Source organism: Streptomyces chiangmaiensis (genome assembly GCF_036281785.1).
Taxonomy (GTDB): Bacteria; Actinomycetota; Actinomycetes; order Streptomycetales; family Streptomycetaceae; genus Streptomyces; species Streptomyces chiangmaiensis.
The window spans coordinates 56,755-71,279 of record NZ_JAYWVC010000011.1; the positions used below are offsets into that span (position 1 = coordinate 56,755).

9 protein-coding genes are annotated in these 14,525 nt (G+C 71.4%); 5 read left to right on the forward strand and 4 right to left on the reverse strand.

The features are described from left to right. Positions 1 to 14 precede the first annotated feature (14 nt). From VXC91_RS06005 to VXC91_RS06020, 4 genes are all read right to left on the reverse strand, one after another. Positions 15 to 518: an ATP-binding protein gene (locus VXC91_RS06005; protein WP_329505636.1), complete on the reverse strand. Its 504-nt coding sequence runs from the start codon at positions 516 to 518 to the stop codon at positions 15 to 17. Between the two features lie 335 nt (positions 519 to 853). Then, on the reverse strand, positions 854 to 1,621 hold the full coding sequence (locus VXC91_RS06010; RefSeq protein WP_329505637.1) for an enoyl-CoA hydratase/isomerase family protein: 768 nt from the start codon (positions 1,619 to 1,621) through the stop codon (positions 854 to 856). An 85-nt stretch (positions 1,622 to 1,706) separates the two neighbouring features. Then, positions 1,707 to 2,948, reverse strand: coding sequence for a L,D-transpeptidase (locus VXC91_RS06015; protein WP_329505639.1), 1,242 nt, complete (start codon positions 2,946 to 2,948; stop codon positions 1,707 to 1,709). Positions 2,949 to 3,136: 188 nt separating this feature from the next. Next, positions 3,137 to 4,342 (reverse strand): L,D-transpeptidase, encoded by a 1,206-nt coding sequence (locus tag VXC91_RS06020; RefSeq protein ID WP_329505641.1) that lies wholly within the window; start codon positions 4,340 to 4,342, stop codon positions 3,137 to 3,139. Between the two features lie 199 nt (positions 4,343 to 4,541). On the opposite strand from VXC91_RS06020, the gene glgX reads away from it, so the two are divergent. The 5 genes from glgX to VXC91_RS06045 all read left to right on the forward strand — a co-directional run bounded on the left by glgX (position 4,542) and on the right by VXC91_RS06045 (position 14,249). After that, positions 4,542 to 6,803, forward strand: a complete 2,262-nt coding sequence (gene glgX / locus VXC91_RS06025) for a glycogen debranching protein GlgX (RefSeq protein ID WP_329505643.1) — start codon at positions 4,542 to 4,544, stop codon at positions 6,801 to 6,803. A gap of 255 nt (positions 6,804 to 7,058) precedes the next feature. Beyond that, positions 7,059 to 8,852 carry an ABC transporter ATP-binding protein gene (locus VXC91_RS06030; RefSeq protein WP_329505645.1) on the forward strand — a complete coding sequence of 598 codons (1,794 nt, stop codon included), beginning with the start codon at positions 7,059 to 7,061 and terminating at the stop codon, positions 8,850 to 8,852. Next, a complete protein-coding gene (locus VXC91_RS06035; RefSeq protein ID WP_329505647.1) occupies positions 8,849 to 10,735 on the forward strand; it encodes an ABC transporter ATP-binding protein in 1,887 nt (628 codons plus the stop codon). Before VXC91_RS06030 ends, VXC91_RS06035 begins: the two co-directional genes overlap by 4 nt. After that, positions 10,732 to 12,450, forward strand: coding sequence for an ABC transporter ATP-binding protein (locus tag VXC91_RS06040; RefSeq protein WP_329505648.1), 1,719 nt, complete (start codon positions 10,732 to 10,734; stop codon positions 12,448 to 12,450). The genes VXC91_RS06035 and VXC91_RS06040 overlap by 4 nt, the downstream gene beginning before the upstream one ends. Then, a complete protein-coding gene (locus tag VXC91_RS06045) occupies positions 12,447 to 14,249 on the forward strand; it encodes an ABC transporter ATP-binding protein (RefSeq protein ID WP_329505649.1) in 1,803 nt (600 codons plus the stop codon). The genes VXC91_RS06040 and VXC91_RS06045 overlap by 4 nt, the downstream gene beginning before the upstream one ends. Positions 14,250 to 14,525 lie beyond the last annotated feature (276 nt).

The following is a 14,525-nucleotide window of genomic DNA, read 5'->3' on the forward strand; positions in this document are numbered from 1 at the left end:
CGGCCGGTAGGGGATCAGTGTTCGGCGACCCGCATCTCGAACCAGGTCGTCTTGCCGCGCGGCAGCAGGTCGACGCCCCAGCGGTCGGAAAGCTTGTCGACCAGGAAAAGGCCCCGGCCACTCACGTCCAGCTCCTGAACCGGCATCAGACAGGGCAGACCCCGGGAGGGATCGCGGACCTCGACACGGATCCAGCCCCGGCGCCGGCGCATGCGTAATCCGAACACGCGTGCCCCGGTGTGCCGAACGGCGTTGCCGACGAGTTCGGAGACGAGCAGAACCGCGTCCTCGGTCATCCTCGGGGTGAGCCCCCAGTGCCGCAGAATCACGACCTGGGTGAGCCGTCGCGCGGTGGCGGCGGATTCGGGCCGCGACGGCAGCGGCACCTCCGCCTCCGTGGGGTTCCCGAACAACTCCAGCGCCTTGTGCGCCCGTTCGTCCTCGATCGCCGGCGACCAGCGTGCCGCGGTTGCACTCCCGTGCCGCCGCGGCTGTTCGACACCCTCCAGCCCCGCCATGGACCCATCATGGCCGCCCAGAGGGCCCTCCGGGGCAGTTACGGCGGAATACGCCCCCCGGAAACACACATTCCACACCATTCGCCCGACATATGCCAGATGCAATCCGGAGCCGCCCGCACCCCGACTGACCTGCAAGAACAGGCCAGTCGGGGCAATCGCCGGATACTCTCACCATGACGGCCTTAAGGTTGCCTTAAGGCTGCGATAAATCACCCATCGCGGGACACCGGGTGAGACATGGCGTCAACTGCAAGGGGATCAGGGCGATTTCCTGAATATGTCTCATCCCGGGCTGTGAAGTCACCTGTCCCGCACGGACAGTGACGGACGGTTCAGACGAACTTCGCCTTGCCCGGCCCCTCTTCCACGAAGCTGCGCATCCCGCGCTCACGGTCCTCGGTCGCGAACAGGCCCGCGAACCAGGTCCGCTCCACCGCGAGGCCCGTTTCGATGTCCGTCTCCAGGCCCGTGTCGACGGCCTCCTTGGCGGCGCGCAGCGCGATCGCCGGGCCCTGGGCGAGTTTCGCCGCCCAGGTGTGCGCCTCGGCGTACACGTCGTCGGCCGGCACCACCCGGTCGACCAGGCCCAGCCTCAGCGCTTCGTCCGCCTTCACCATGCGGCCCGTGAAAATCAGGTCCTTGGCCCTGGACGGACCGATCAGACGCGCAAGGCGCTGGGTGCCTCCGGCACCGGGGATCAGGCCGAGCAGAATCTCGGGCTGTCCCAGCTTCGCGTTCTCGGCGGCGATGCGGTAGTCCGCGCACAGCGCCAGCTCGCAACCCCCACCCAGGGCGTAGCCCGTGACGGCGGCGACGACCGGCTTGGGGATGCGGGCGATGGTGGTGAAGGATTCCTGCAGGGCGCGGGAGCGCAGGACCATCGCGGCGTGGTCCATGCCCTGCATCTCCTTGATGTCCGCGCCCGCCGCGAACACCTTCTCCCCGCCGTGGATGATCACGGCGCGCACGTCCTCGCGGCGCGTGACCTCCTCGGCGAGTTCCTTGAGTCGGTCCTGGGTGGCGACGTCCAGCGCGTTCATGGGCGGGCGGTCCAGACGGAGGGTGCCCACGCCCTCGGCGACTTCGAGATGCACAGTCATGCAGGAAGGTTAACGGGCACTAACGACGACGGGCCCGGTGCGCTCGCTCACAGCGGCACACCGGGCCCGGGTCACCGGATCGGGCCTACTTGATCCATTCGGCCCAGGGCATGTTCCAGCCGTTGAGCCCGTTGTCGGGGGCGACCGTCCTGTCGTCGGAGTTCTTCACGACGACGACGTCGCCGATCATCGAGTTGTTGTAGAACCAGGCGGCCGGCACGGACTTCTCGTAGCCGCCGCGCACGTCGCGCAGGCCCACGCAGCCGTGGCTCGCGTTGTAGTTGCCGAAGGCGCCGCCGCCCCAGTAGTTGCCGTGGATGAAGGTGCCGGAGTCGGTCAGGCGCTGGGCGTGCGGCACGTCCTTGATGTCGTACTCGCCGCCGTAGCCGACGGTCTCGCCGTTCATCCGGGTCACGACCAGGCGCTCGCTGATGACCATCTGGCCGTTCCAGGTGTCGTAGCCCGGCTTCCCGGTGGTCACCGGCAGGGTCTTGACGACCTTGCCGTCACGCTTGACGACCATCTTGTGGGTCTTGGCGTCGACGGTGGAGACCTGGCTGCGGCCGATGGTGAAGCTCACGGTCTTGGCCTGCTTGCCGTAGACGCCCGGGCGGCCCTCGACGCCGTCGAGGTTGAGGCGCACGGTGACCTTGGTGCCGGCCTTCCAGTAGTTCTCGGGCCGGAAGTCGAGGCGGTCGTTGCCGAACCAGTGGCCGCGGACGTCGACGGGCGGGTCGGACTTGACGGTGACGGCCTTCTCGACGTCGGACGGGTGGGTGATGCCACGGGTGAACCGGATCGAGAACGGCATACCGACGCCGACGGTGGAACCGTCCTCCGGCCTGAAGTTGCCGATGAAGGTGTTCTTGGGGGTGAGCGTGGTGAAGGAGGACTCCTCCGCGGCGGTGAGACCCGCGGAGTCCTTGGCGACCGCGTGGACCTTGTACGTGGTGGCGGCGGCGAGGTGCGTGGACGGAGTCCAGGTGGCGCCTCCGCCGGTTATCGACCCGGCGACCTCGTTGCCCTTGGAGTCCTCGACCGTGACCTCGGTCAACTTGCCCTTGGCGGCCGTCACTTTGAGGGCACCGCTGGTGTCCACGGCCTTGGCCCCGTTCTTCGGGGCTATGGTCACGACGGCCTGCGACTGCTTGCCGGCGGTCTTGCCGGCGTCGTCGACCTTGGCGCCCCCCGCCCCCGCGCCGGAACCCCCGCCTCCACCGCACGCGGTGGCGGTGAGCAGGAGAGCACCGCATATCAGCGCCACAACCCCGGTCCGCCCACGCACCCGCGCACCAACCGACGCCCCCGATATCGGTCGCCCGTTCAATTGTTTCTCCCCTCGCACGGCCTGTTGAGGCCCGCACTCCAGCGCGACCCGCGCGCGCATTTTGCAAATTAATCACACCCCCTGCCCCGATGACTCCCCGCGATTGTCACTGTTCAGTCCCAAATCGGGACCGCGCGCGGGCGCATCGCGTCCGCTGGTCGTGCACCCCCGTGTGCCCCCGTGCGGCACTACCGCACCGCGCTGCCCGACTTCCACTCGCTCCAGCTCATGTTCCACCCTCCGAGCCCGTTGTCGGGAGCCACCTTCTTGTCATCGCTGTGGACGACCTCGACGACGTCGCCGATGAGACTTCGGTCGAAGAACCAGCCCGCGGGGGTGTCGGATCGGCCGCCCTTGACGTCCTTCAGGCCGACGCACCCGTGGCTGACGTTGACGCGCCCGGGTGCGTCGGGTGCCCAGTAGTTGCCGTGGACGAAGGTTCCCGACTCGGTCAGGCGCATGGCGTGCGGGACGTCGGGGATGTCGTACTCGCCGCCGAAGCCGACCGTTCGGCTGTTCATGCGGGTGACCTCGAGCATCTCCATGACCACCATCCTTCCGTTGTACGTGGTGGTCCTGGGGGCGCCCGCGGTGATCGGCACGGTGGCGATCACCTTGCCGTCGCGGCGGACCTTCATGATGTGCGCGGCCGCGTCCACGAGCGAGACCTGACTGCGCCCGACGGTGAACGAGACGTTCTTGTACTGCAGTCCGTACACCCCGGGCGCACCCTCCACGTCCCGAAGCCGCAGCGCGACGGTCACCCTCGTGCCGGGTCTCCAGTACTGCCGGGGCCGGAAGTCGAGGCGCTTGCCCCCGAACCAGTGGGGACGGATCTCCACGGCCGGCCGGGCGGTCACACGGATCGCGCGCTCGACCGCGGCACGATTCTCGATCCGCCGGTTGAACTGCACGGACACGATCATTCCGGTGCCCACGGTCGCGTGGTTCTCCGGCATGAGATACCCGATGAAGCGCTCGTCGGGGACGAACGTGGTGAAGGTGGCGTGACGGGCCACCCGGCGGCCGTCACCGTCGAGCGCCACCGCGTCGATCGTGTACTTGGCGGCGAGGACCAGCCGGGGGCCGTCGGGCCTCCAGAGGGTCTCGTCGGCGGAGAGATGCCCGGGCACCGGAAAGTCCTGACCGTCCTGGGACCCGACGACGGTCACCGACTCGAGGCGGCCGCTCGGCACCCGGACCCGCAGCCGCCCCCCGGCATGCACATCCTTGCTGCCGTCGTCGGGGGTGACGCGGATGAAGTCGTCGGGCGCGGCCGGCCTGCCGAACACGTCGCCGACCCCGTGCGCGGTGCAGCCGGCCAGAAGGACCACCCAGGTCAGTGCCGCGGCCAGGACGGCCCCTGCGCGCCGTGCGCGCGTCTGTACGTGCATCACGACGATCCCAACGACCCAGCCCCTCCTGGGGAAACGTGAGTGCGAGCCAAGCTCTGGGCAGAACAGGGGGAGGACGACGCGACGACGAGCCGCGCCCGTGAGCCGCAGGGGCGCGTCGGAAGCGAGCAAGCCAGGAGAGGGCGGGACGCCGTGCGCCCTTTTCCATGTCGTCCACCGAGCCGCGGGAGGCATAAAGGTGTCGAGCGCAGCCGAGCGGGAGGCAGTGCAGGAGGAGCGGGCGGACGAGGGGCGGTCCGTGCGCCCGGCCGCCGTGCTGAACGGCAGTCGGCGCCTGCTGCCGCCGGTACCCGTGTGGCCGGGAGCGCCCACACCGCTGGGGGCGCGGTTCCGCGCGGGCCCGGACGGTGTCGTGGGCACCAACTTCGCGCTCTGGGCGGGTGGCGCCGAGGCGGTCGAACTGTGCCTGTTCGACGGGGTGGGCGCCGAGAGCCGCGAGACGCGGGTGCGGCTCACCGAGCTGACCCACGAGATCTGGCACGGCTTCGTGCCGGGCGTGATGCCCGGGCAGCGCTACGGCTACCGGGTGCACGGCCGTTGGGATCCGTGGACCGGCGCGCGGTGGAACCCGGCGAAGCTGCTCCTCGACCCCTACGCGCGTGCCGTGGACGGCGAGTTCGGCCTGCCGCCGGAGGCGTATGGGCATGTGCGGGACTGGCCCGACCAGCGTGTGGCGGACACCGTGCGCGACGAGCGCGATTCCGCGCCCCATGTGCCCAAGGGCGTGGTTGTGCACGATGACGACGACTGGGCCGACGACCGCCGCCCGAAGACGCCGTGGGCGGACTCGGTGATCTACGAACTGCACGTCCGCGGCTTCACCCGGCTGCACCCGGACATCCCCGAGGAACTGCGCGGTACCTACGCCGGTCTGGCGCACCCCGCGGCCGTCGAGCACCTGGTGAAGCTGGGCGTGACGGCCGTGGAACTGCTGCCGGTGCACCAGTTCGCGCACGAGGACCACCTGCTGCGCCGCGGGCTGCGGAACTACTGGGGGTACAACTCGATCGGCTACTTCGCCCCGCACGCGGGCTACGCGTCCTCCGGCACGACGGGCCAGCAGGTCGGCGAGTTCAAGCGGATGGTGCGGGCACTGCACGCGGCGGGGATCGAGGTCATCCTGGACGTCGTCTACAACCACACGGCGGAGGCGGACCAGCTCGGCCCGATGCTGTCCCTGAAGGGTATCGACAACCGCGGCTACTACCGCCTGCAGCCGGACGCCCGCCGGTACGCCGACTACACGGGCTGCGGAAACACGCTGCACGTGGTGCAGCCGCACGTCCTGCGGCTGATCACGGACTCCCTGCGCTACTGGGTGACCGAGATGGGTGTGGACGGCTTCCGCTTCGACCTCGCGGCGGCGCTCGCCAGGTCGATGCACGACGTCGACATGCTCTCCCCGTTCCTGGCGGTGATCGCCCAGGACCCGGTGCTGCACCGGGTGAAGCTGATCGCGGAGCCCTGGGACGTGGGTTCGGGCGGCTACCAGGTCGGCGCGTTCCCGCCCCTGTGGACGGAGTGGAACGACCGCTACCGCAATGCCGTACGGGACTTCTGGCGGGGTGCGCTGCCGGACGTGCGGGACCTGGGCTACCGCCTGTCGGGGTCGAGCGACCTGTACGCCTGGGGTGGCCGCCGGCCCTACGCATCGGTCAACTTCGTGACGGCGCACGACGGTTTCACCCTGCGCGATCTCGTGTCGTACGAGCGCAAGCACAACGAGGCCAACGGCGAGGGCAACCGCGACGGCTCCGACGACAACCGCTCCTGGAACTGCGGCGCGGAGGGCGAGACGGACGACGAGCGCGTACGGGCCCTGCGGCGGCGGCAGTTGCGGAACCTGCTGACCACACTGCTGCTGTCGACGGGTGTCCCGATGCTGGTGGCCGGCGACGAGATGGGCCGCACCCAGCGCGGCAACAACAACGCCTACTGCCAGGACAACGAGATCGGCTGGGTGGACTGGAGCCTGCTTCAGGACCCGGGCTGGCGGGCGCTGTTCGACCTCACCTCGCGTCTGATCGAGTTGCGCCACCACCATCCGGTGCTGCGCCGCCGGGCGTTCTTCTCCGGGCGGGCCCATTCGGCGGACGGCCTCAGGGACCTGGCGTGGTTCACGGCCCGCGGGGCGGAGATGACGGAACGCGACTGGTACGCGCCCGCGGCCACCCTGGGCATGTACCTCTCCGGCCGGGACATTCCGGGCCGGGGCTCCCGGGGCGCACCGGTGATGGACGACAGCTTCCTCGCGGTGCTGCACGCCGGGGACCGCCCGGCCGCCTTCGTGCTGCCGGGGCCGCCGTGGGCGCAGCGGTACGAACTGGTCGTGGACACCTCCCGCGAGGGACAGACCCGGCCACCGGCGACGGTGCACGGGTCGGGCACGACGGTCACGGTGCCTGCGCGGGCGGTACTGCTGCTGCGGGTCGCGGACTGAGGGCGCCCCCGCGACGCCGGGTGGATCGGAAGGGATGCGTGGTCATGGACCGAGGGTCCCGGCCGGGATCGGTCCGGCGCATCGGCCGTCGCGTACCAAGGTGCATCCGCCGATCGGCTGATGCCGGTCCACGACCCCATCGGCCGACGGGTTCGTAGGACCCCTCGGACCCGAAGGTCCTAGGAGCAGCAGCGGATCCGGGTCCGGCCAAAACTCGGTGGGCACTGTCAGTGCCGGTCCGTAGGCTCGCCGTTGATGCCCACACAACGTGTAACGCCCAAGGACCGTTCCGCCGTCCGCGGTCTGCTGCGTCTGTGGCCGTATGTGCGGCCGGTGCGGGCGCGGCTGTTCACCGCTGCGTTCGTCGCGATCGTAGCGTCGTGCGTCGGCCTGGTGATCCCGCTCGTCCTGAAGTGGATGGTGGACGGGCCGGTGGCCGACCGGGATCCGGCCGGCGTATGGCTCGGGGCGCTGTATCTGCTGCTGCTCGGGATCGCCGAGGCCGTGCTGTTCGGAATACGGCGGTGGCTGGTGGCGCGGCCGCTGTCCCGGGTGGAGGCGGACATGCGGGCGGATCTGTACCGGCATCTGCAACGGCTGCCGATCGCCTTCCACGACCGCTGGGCCTCGGGACAGCTGCTGTCGCGGGGCACGACGGATCTGATGCTACTGCGCATGTTCCTCGCCTTCCCGCTGACGTTCTTGCTGGTCAACGCCGTAACCATCCTCGTGGGCGTGATCATCATGCTGCTGCAGGACTGGGCGCTCGGACTGGTCATCCTGGGGCCGGCCATCCCGGTCATGGTCATGTGCGCGGTCTTCGAGCGGCGGTACGCGCAGGTGGCGCGGCGTGCGCAGGACCAGGTGGGCGATCTGACCACCGTGGTCGAGGAGAGCGTGCTGGGGATCCGGATCATCAAGGGGTTCGGGCGCCACCGTACTCAGGCGCGGGCGTTCGGTGAGCTGTCGCGGACGTTGCGCGGCACGGAGCTGGAGAAGGCGCGGCTGCTCGCGTCGATCTGGGCGGTCATCGTCACGCTGCCGGAGGTGGCGATCGGGGCGGCGCTGGTGCTGGGCACCGTGCGGGTGGCGAACGGTGACCTCTCGGCGGGGACCCTGGTCGCCTTCCTGTCCACGGCACTCGCGTTGCGCTGGCCCGTCGACTCGATCGGGTTCCTGCTGGCGATGAGCCAGGAGGCCGCGACGGCCACGGAGCGGTTCTTCGAAGTCATGGACGAGGAGCCGGAATCGGCACGGACCGCGGCGCCGGACAGCCGGTCACCGGGGTCCGACGAGGGTGGGCTCCGGTTCCATGGCGTCCGGTTCCGCTACCCCGACGCCTCCTCCGGCTCGCCCCCCGTCCTCGACCGCATCGACCTCCACATCCGCCCCGGCGAGACGATGGCGCTCGTCGGTGCCACCGGCAGTGGGAAGACCACGCTCACCGCGCTCATCCCCCGGCTGCACGAGCTGACCTCGGGTCGTATCACGCTGGACGGCGAGGACATCACGGCCATGTCCCGCGAGGAGCTGCGCTCGAAGGTGGCCGTCGCCTTCGAGGAGCCCACGCTCTTCTCGGCCACCGTCGGCGACAACGTTCTCATGGGCGCCCCGGGCACGGCGGGCGAGCGGGAGCTCGAACGTGCCCTCGGCATCGCCCAGGCCGAGTTCGTTCCCGCCCTTCCGCAGGGCGCGCAGACCCAGGTCGGCGAGCAGGGGCTCAGTCTCTCCGGCGGCCAGCGGCAGCGCCTCGCGCTGGCCCGCGCGGTCGTCGGCAGCCCCCGCTTCCTCGTGCTCGACGACCCCCTCTCCGCCCTGGACGTGCACACGGAGGCCGCGGTCGAGGCGGCCCTGCGCCGGGTGCTCGCCGGGACCACCGCCCTGGTCGTGGCGCACCGCCCCTCGACCGTGCTGCTCGCCGACCGCGTCGCCCTGCTCTCCGGCGGCCGCATCGCCGCCGTCGGCACCCACCAGGAACTGCTGCGCAGGAACGCCGAGTACGCCCATCTGATGTCCGGAGACTCCGAGGACCACGAGGAGGCCCGATGACGGCGCCCACGGCCACCGCGCCGAACAACAAGGACAACGGGAAGGACGAGGACGCACCCCAGGGCCGTCCCGCACCGCCGCCCGATGCCTTGGACGACCCCTTCGACCGCGACGCCCTCCCCACACCTCCGGGTGCCACGACGGCACTGCTGCGCTCGCTCCTCGCCCCGCTCAGGGCGAGGGTCGTGCTGGCCTGTGTGCTGCTCCTGCTCCAGCAGGCCGCGGTACAGGTGGGCCCGCTGCTGGTGGCGTACGCCATCGACCGCGCCGTGCCGGCGTTCCGGCACGGCGACCACGGTCCGCTGACCGCAGTGGCGGCCGCCTACCTCCTGTCCGCCGCGGCCTCCGGCGGGCTCCAGTACGCGTTCATCGTCGCCTCCGCCCGCGTCAGTCAGGACGGTCTCCTCGATCTGCGCGGCCGGATCTTCCGCCACGCACAGGCGCTGAGCATCGACTTCCACGAGCGCTACACCTCGGGCCGGCTCATCTCCCGCTCCACGACGGACGTCGAGTCGCTGCGCGAACTGCTCAGCGAGGGTCTGCAGGAACTGGTCACGGTCATCCTGTCGTTCGTCTACATCTCGGTGATGCTGCTGTGGCTGGACCTCGACCTGGGCGCGGTGGCCGTGGCGTCCCTGGTGCCGCTGTACTGGCTCGTACGGCTCTACCAGCGCCGGGCGGGCCGCATCTTCCGCCGCCGCTCGACCGCGATCGCGGCGGTGATCGTGAAGTTCGCGGAGACGATGAACGGCATCCGGCCGGTGCGGGCGTTCCGCCGCGAGAAGGCCAACGACGCCGCCTTCCGCGTCCTCAACCAGCGGCATGCGCGGACCAACGGCGACGCGCTCCTGGAGATGGCCCGCTATGTCACCGGCTCCCGGCTGGTAGCCAACACGGCGGTGGCCGGAATCGTGCTGTGGGGCGCCTACCGGGTCGCCGAGGGCTCGCTGGCGCTGGGCGTGCTGGCCGCCGCGGTTCTGTATCTGCGACGTCTGTACGATCCCATCGACCGGCTCGGCATGTTCCTCAACGCCTATCAGTCGGCGGCGGCCTCGCTGGAAAAGATCTCGGGGCTGCTGGCGCAGACTCCGTCGGTGCCCGAACCGCCCGCGCCCGCACAGCTCCCGCCGCTCGAAGGCGAGCACCCGGGGCGTGAAGTCGTGTTCGAGGACGTGCGCTTCGCCTACCGCACGGGCGACGAGGTGCTCCCCCGCTTCTCCCTGACCCTGCCCGCCGGCCGGACGGTCGCGGTCGTCGGCGCGACCGGCGCCGGAAAGTCGACGCTGGCCAAGCTGCTCGCCCGCTTCTACGACCCCTCCGACGGCCGGGTCCTGCTGGACGGCGTGGACCTGCGCGACCTCGGCCCGGCCGAGTTGCGGCGCGGGGTGGTGATGGTGACCCAGGAGGCGTTCCTGTTCTCGGGCACGGTCGCCGACAACATCGCGATCGGCCGCCCCGACGCGTCCCGCGAGGAGATCGAACAGGCGGCCAAGGTCATCGGCGCGCACGATTTCATCAGCGCACTGCCCGAGGGCTACGACACCGACGTACGCAAGCGCGGCGGCCGGATCTCGGCCGGTCAGCGGCAACTCGTCGCATTCGCCCGAGCGTTGCTCGCCGACCCGGCGGTCCTGATCCTCGACGAGGCGACCAGCTCCCTGGACATCCCGGGCGAACGGGCCGTCCAGCGGGCGATGGTGACGGTGCTGCGGGGGCGTACGGCCGTGGTGATCGCCCACCGGTTGTCGACGGTGGAGATCGCGGACCGGGTGCTGGTCATGGAGGACGGCCGTATCGTCGAGGACGGCAGCCCGGCCGCGCTGATCGCGGGAACGGGCCGGTTCGCGGACCTGCACCGGGCCTGGCGGGACAGTCTGGCGTGAGGGGCGTCGACGCGTACGAGGATCCCGGGACGCCCGACCGCCGCGGGGGCTGGTGGTACCTGTGGTGGCTGGTGACCCGTCAGCCGCGCCGGTGCGCCGCCGGGGCGTTGCTGGGCAGTGCGTGGATGGTGCTGCTGGCCGCGACACCGTATCTGATGTCCCGCGCGATCGACGACGGTCTGGAGCCGGGCGACATGGGCGCGCTGTGCGGGTGGACCGTCGCGCTATTTCTGGTGGGGGCGTTCAACGCCTGGCTGAGCATCATGCGGCACCGCACGATGACCCGGGTGCGGATGGACGCCAACTTCCGCACGGTGAAGGTCGTGCTGGGGCAGGCCGTGCGGCTCGGGGCGGCGCTGCCCGGGCGGGTCGGGGCCGGGGAGGTGGTCACGATCGGAGTGGGCGACGTACAGACGATCAGCCAGTCCCTGACCTTCGTCGGACCGGGTGTCGGGGCGGTCGTCGCCTATACGGTGGTCGCCGGTCTGCTGCTGTCGGTCTCCGTGCAGCTCGCCGTGGTGGTCCTGCTCGGTGTCCCCCTGATCGCCCTGCTGGTCGGACCGCTGACGGTGCGGCTGCAGGGGGCTGAGACACGGTACCGGGAGCGGCAGGGCGTGCTGACCGCACGGATCGGCGACCTCGCGGGCGGCCTGCGCGTCCTCAACGGCCTCGGCGGCAAAGGTCTGTTCGCCGACGCCTTCCGCCAGGACTCGCAACGACTGCGGGAGCAGGGGTACCGGGTCGGGGCGGTGACGAGCTGGATCCAGGCGCTGGGGGTGGGGCTGCCGACGCTGTTCCTCGCGACGGTGACCTGGCTGGCGGCCCGGCTGGCCGCGCGCGGCGACATCACCGTGGGGGAGCTCGTTTCGGTGTACGGCTATGTCGCGGTCCTGGTCGGTCCGGTGGCGTTCTTCATCGAGTGCGGCTACCAGCTCAGCCGGGGCGTGGTGGCCGCCCGCCGCGTCGTGCGGCTGCTGAACTTCGAGCCCGTGGCGGACGACGACGGCGCGGACGCTCCCGCGGAGCCGTCGGCCCTGCACGACCCGGAGTCCGGGGTGCGGGTGCCTCCGGGGCGGCTGACCGCGCTGGCCGCCGCCCGCCCCGCCGACGCCGCGGCCGTCGTCGACCGGCTGGGCCGCTACGCCCCGTCGGCGGCGACCTGGGGCGGTGTCCGGCTGGACGCGATCGCCCTGCCGCGGGTGCGTGAACGGATCCTGGTCGCCGACCACGAGGCCGATCTGTTCGCAGGCCCGCTCCGCGAGCTGGTGTGCGGACGCCGGGACCGCGACGAGCGGACCGTCGAGCGTGCGGTGCACGCGGCCGCCGCCGACGACATCGTGCTGGGCCTGCCCGAGGGCCTCGACGCGTATGTGACCGCTCAGGGCCGCAGCCTCTCCGGCGGCCAGCGCCAGCGCGTACGGCTGGTGCGCGCGCTGCTCACCGACCCCGAGGTGCTGCTGGCGGTCGAGCCCACCTCGGCGCTCGACGCCCACACCGAGGCGACGGTGGCCGACCGGCTGCGCGCGGCCCGCAGCGGCCGTACCACCGTCGTCACCACCACCTCGCCGCTCGTGCTGGACCGTGCGGACACCGTGCACTTCCTGGTCGACGGAAAGGTCGCGGCCACCGGCAGCCATCGTGAACTCCTCGCGGCGGACCCCGCTTACCGGGCGCTGGTGGCACGGGACGCGGACGCCGAGGAGGCCGTGCGATGACCGCCGTGGGCCGACTGCCGGTGGCCGAGCCGGTGGATGTGCGGCGCGCCGCCGCACGGCTGGTACGGGCCGACACGGCGGCCTTCGCCACGGCGCTGGCCCTGAACGCGGCGGCCGCCGGCGCCGGGCTCGCCGGGCCGTGGCTGGTCGGTCGCATCATCGACGAGGTCAGTGCCGGACACGGCGTCGGTAGCGTGGACCGGATGGCGCTCGCCATCCTGCTGTGCTCGCTGGCGCAGCTGCTGCTGGCCCGCTGGGCCCGGTACGTGGGGCACCGCTTCGGGGAGCGGACCCTGGCGCGGGTGCGCGAGGAGTTCGTCGACCGGGCCCTGGCGCTGCCCGCGTCCGTGGTGGAACGGGCCGGCACCGGCGATCTGACGGCTCGTGGCACCGCCGACGTGGCCGCCGTCGGCACCACTCTGCGCGACGCCGGTCCCGAGCTGCTCATCAACACCGTCCACGCGGTGTTCGTGCTCGGCGCGGTGTTCGTGCTCGATCCTCTGCTGGGCGCCGTCGGGATCCTCGGGCTCGTGCCCGTCTGGTTCGCGCTGCGCTGGTATCTGCGCCGTGCCCGGGACGGGTATCTCGCCGAGGGCGCGGCGACCTCGGAGGTCGCGGAGATCCTCGCGGCCACCGCGTCCGGCGCCCGTACGGTCGAGGCGTTCCGGCTCCAGGAGCGGCGGACCGCCGCGAGCCGGGAGGCGGTGGAGACCTCCCGGCGCACCCGGCTGTACACGCTCTACCTGCGCACCGTGTTCTTCCCGGTGGTGGAGGTGTCGTACATCCTCCCGGTCGCGGGGGTGCTGCTGGTCGGCGGGGTGCTGCACGCGCACGGGGCCATGAGCCTCGGGGCGGTGGTGGCGGCCGCGCTCTATCTGCGGCAGTTCGCCGAACCGCTCGACCAGATCCTGGTGCGCGTCGAACAGTTGCAGAGCAGCGGCGCCTCCTTCGCCCGGGTGGAGGGGCTGGCCCGGGCCCCGCGCTCCGCGCCGGACGGCGACGGTCCCGGCCCGGCGGACGACCGGATCGATGTGTGCGGGGTGCGTTACTCCTACGACCGCGGAGGCGAGGTGCTGCGCGGCGTGGACCTCACCGTGCGGCCCGGGGAACGACTGGCGGTCGTCGGCCCCTCCGGTGCCGGGAAGACCACGCTGAGCAGACTGCTGGCCGGCATCGACGCGCCCGGCGCGGGCTCGGTGACGGTCGGCGGGGTGCCGATCACCGGTCTCGGTCCCGAGCGGTTGCGCCGCCAGGTCGTCCTGGTGACCCAGGAGCACCACGTCTTCCTGGGCACGGTCCGCGACAATCTGCGGATCGCCGAGCCGTCCGCCACGGACGAGCGGCTGTGGACCGCGCTCGCCGCCGTCGGCGCCGACGGCTGGGTACGGGAGCTGCCCGAGGGCCTGGACACCCCGTTGGGGGCGGACGGACTTCCCCAGGGCCCCTTCGGCGGCCGACCCGGAGGGATCCTTGCCACGGACGGCTCCCAGGCACAGCAACTCGCCCTGGCCCGGGTGGTCCTGGCGGATCCGCACACCCTGATCCTCGACGAGGCGACAGCGCTCCTGGACCCGACGACCGCCCGCCACACCGAGCGTGCGCTGGCCGCGGTGCTGAAAGGCCGAACCGTCATCGCCATCGCGCACCGGCTGCACACCGCGCACGACGCGGACCGTGTGGCCGTGATGGAGGACGGCCGGCTGACCGAACTCGGCCCGCACGACGATCTGGTGGCGGCCGACGGAGCGTACGCCGCGCTGTGGCGCTCCTGGCACGGCGAGCGGACGTCGCCTTCCTGAGGGGAGTCCGTACACCGGGGTCAGCCGAACAGTCCGTATACCGAACGTGACCTCCTGCCCAACGAACGATTTCCGGTCAAGTTGTTGACGCGCTCCTGACAGAAGGCGCACTCGCCTGGCACGCTTCCCACGGCCGCTTCACGGCAACCCCACAGTCTCGCCGCTGCGGTGGCCCGTCACCTTCATGCACCTGGTTCCGCGTTCCGCATGTTCTGCCCGGACGGCTGACCGACCGTCCGGTCTCCCCTGGCCGCGCGACCCGCGGCCACGCAGAAG

What these genes read in the sequence shown, in the direction of transcription:
- VXC91_RS06005 (WP_329505636.1), bottom strand. Translation starts at nt 518, where the DNA reads ATGGCGGGGCTGGAGGGTGTCGAACAGCCGCGGCGGCACGGGAGTGCA.
- VXC91_RS06010 (WP_329505637.1), bottom strand. Translation starts at nt 1,621, where the DNA reads ATGACTGTGCATCTCGAAGTCGCCGAGGGCGTGGGCACCCTCCGTCTG.
- VXC91_RS06020 (WP_329505641.1), bottom strand. Translation starts at nt 4,342, where the DNA reads ATGCACGTACAGACGCGCGCACGGCGCGCAGGGGCCGTCCTGGCCGCG.
- VXC91_RS06030 (WP_329505645.1), top strand. Translation starts at nt 7,059, where the DNA reads ATGCCCACACAACGTGTAACGCCCAAGGACCGTTCCGCCGTCCGCGGT.
- VXC91_RS06035 (WP_329505647.1), top strand. Translation starts at nt 8,849, where the DNA reads ATGACGGCGCCCACGGCCACCGCGCCGAACAACAAGGACAACGGGAAG.
- VXC91_RS06045 (WP_329505649.1), top strand. Translation starts at nt 12,447, where the DNA reads ATGACCGCCGTGGGCCGACTGCCGGTGGCCGAGCCGGTGGATGTGCGG.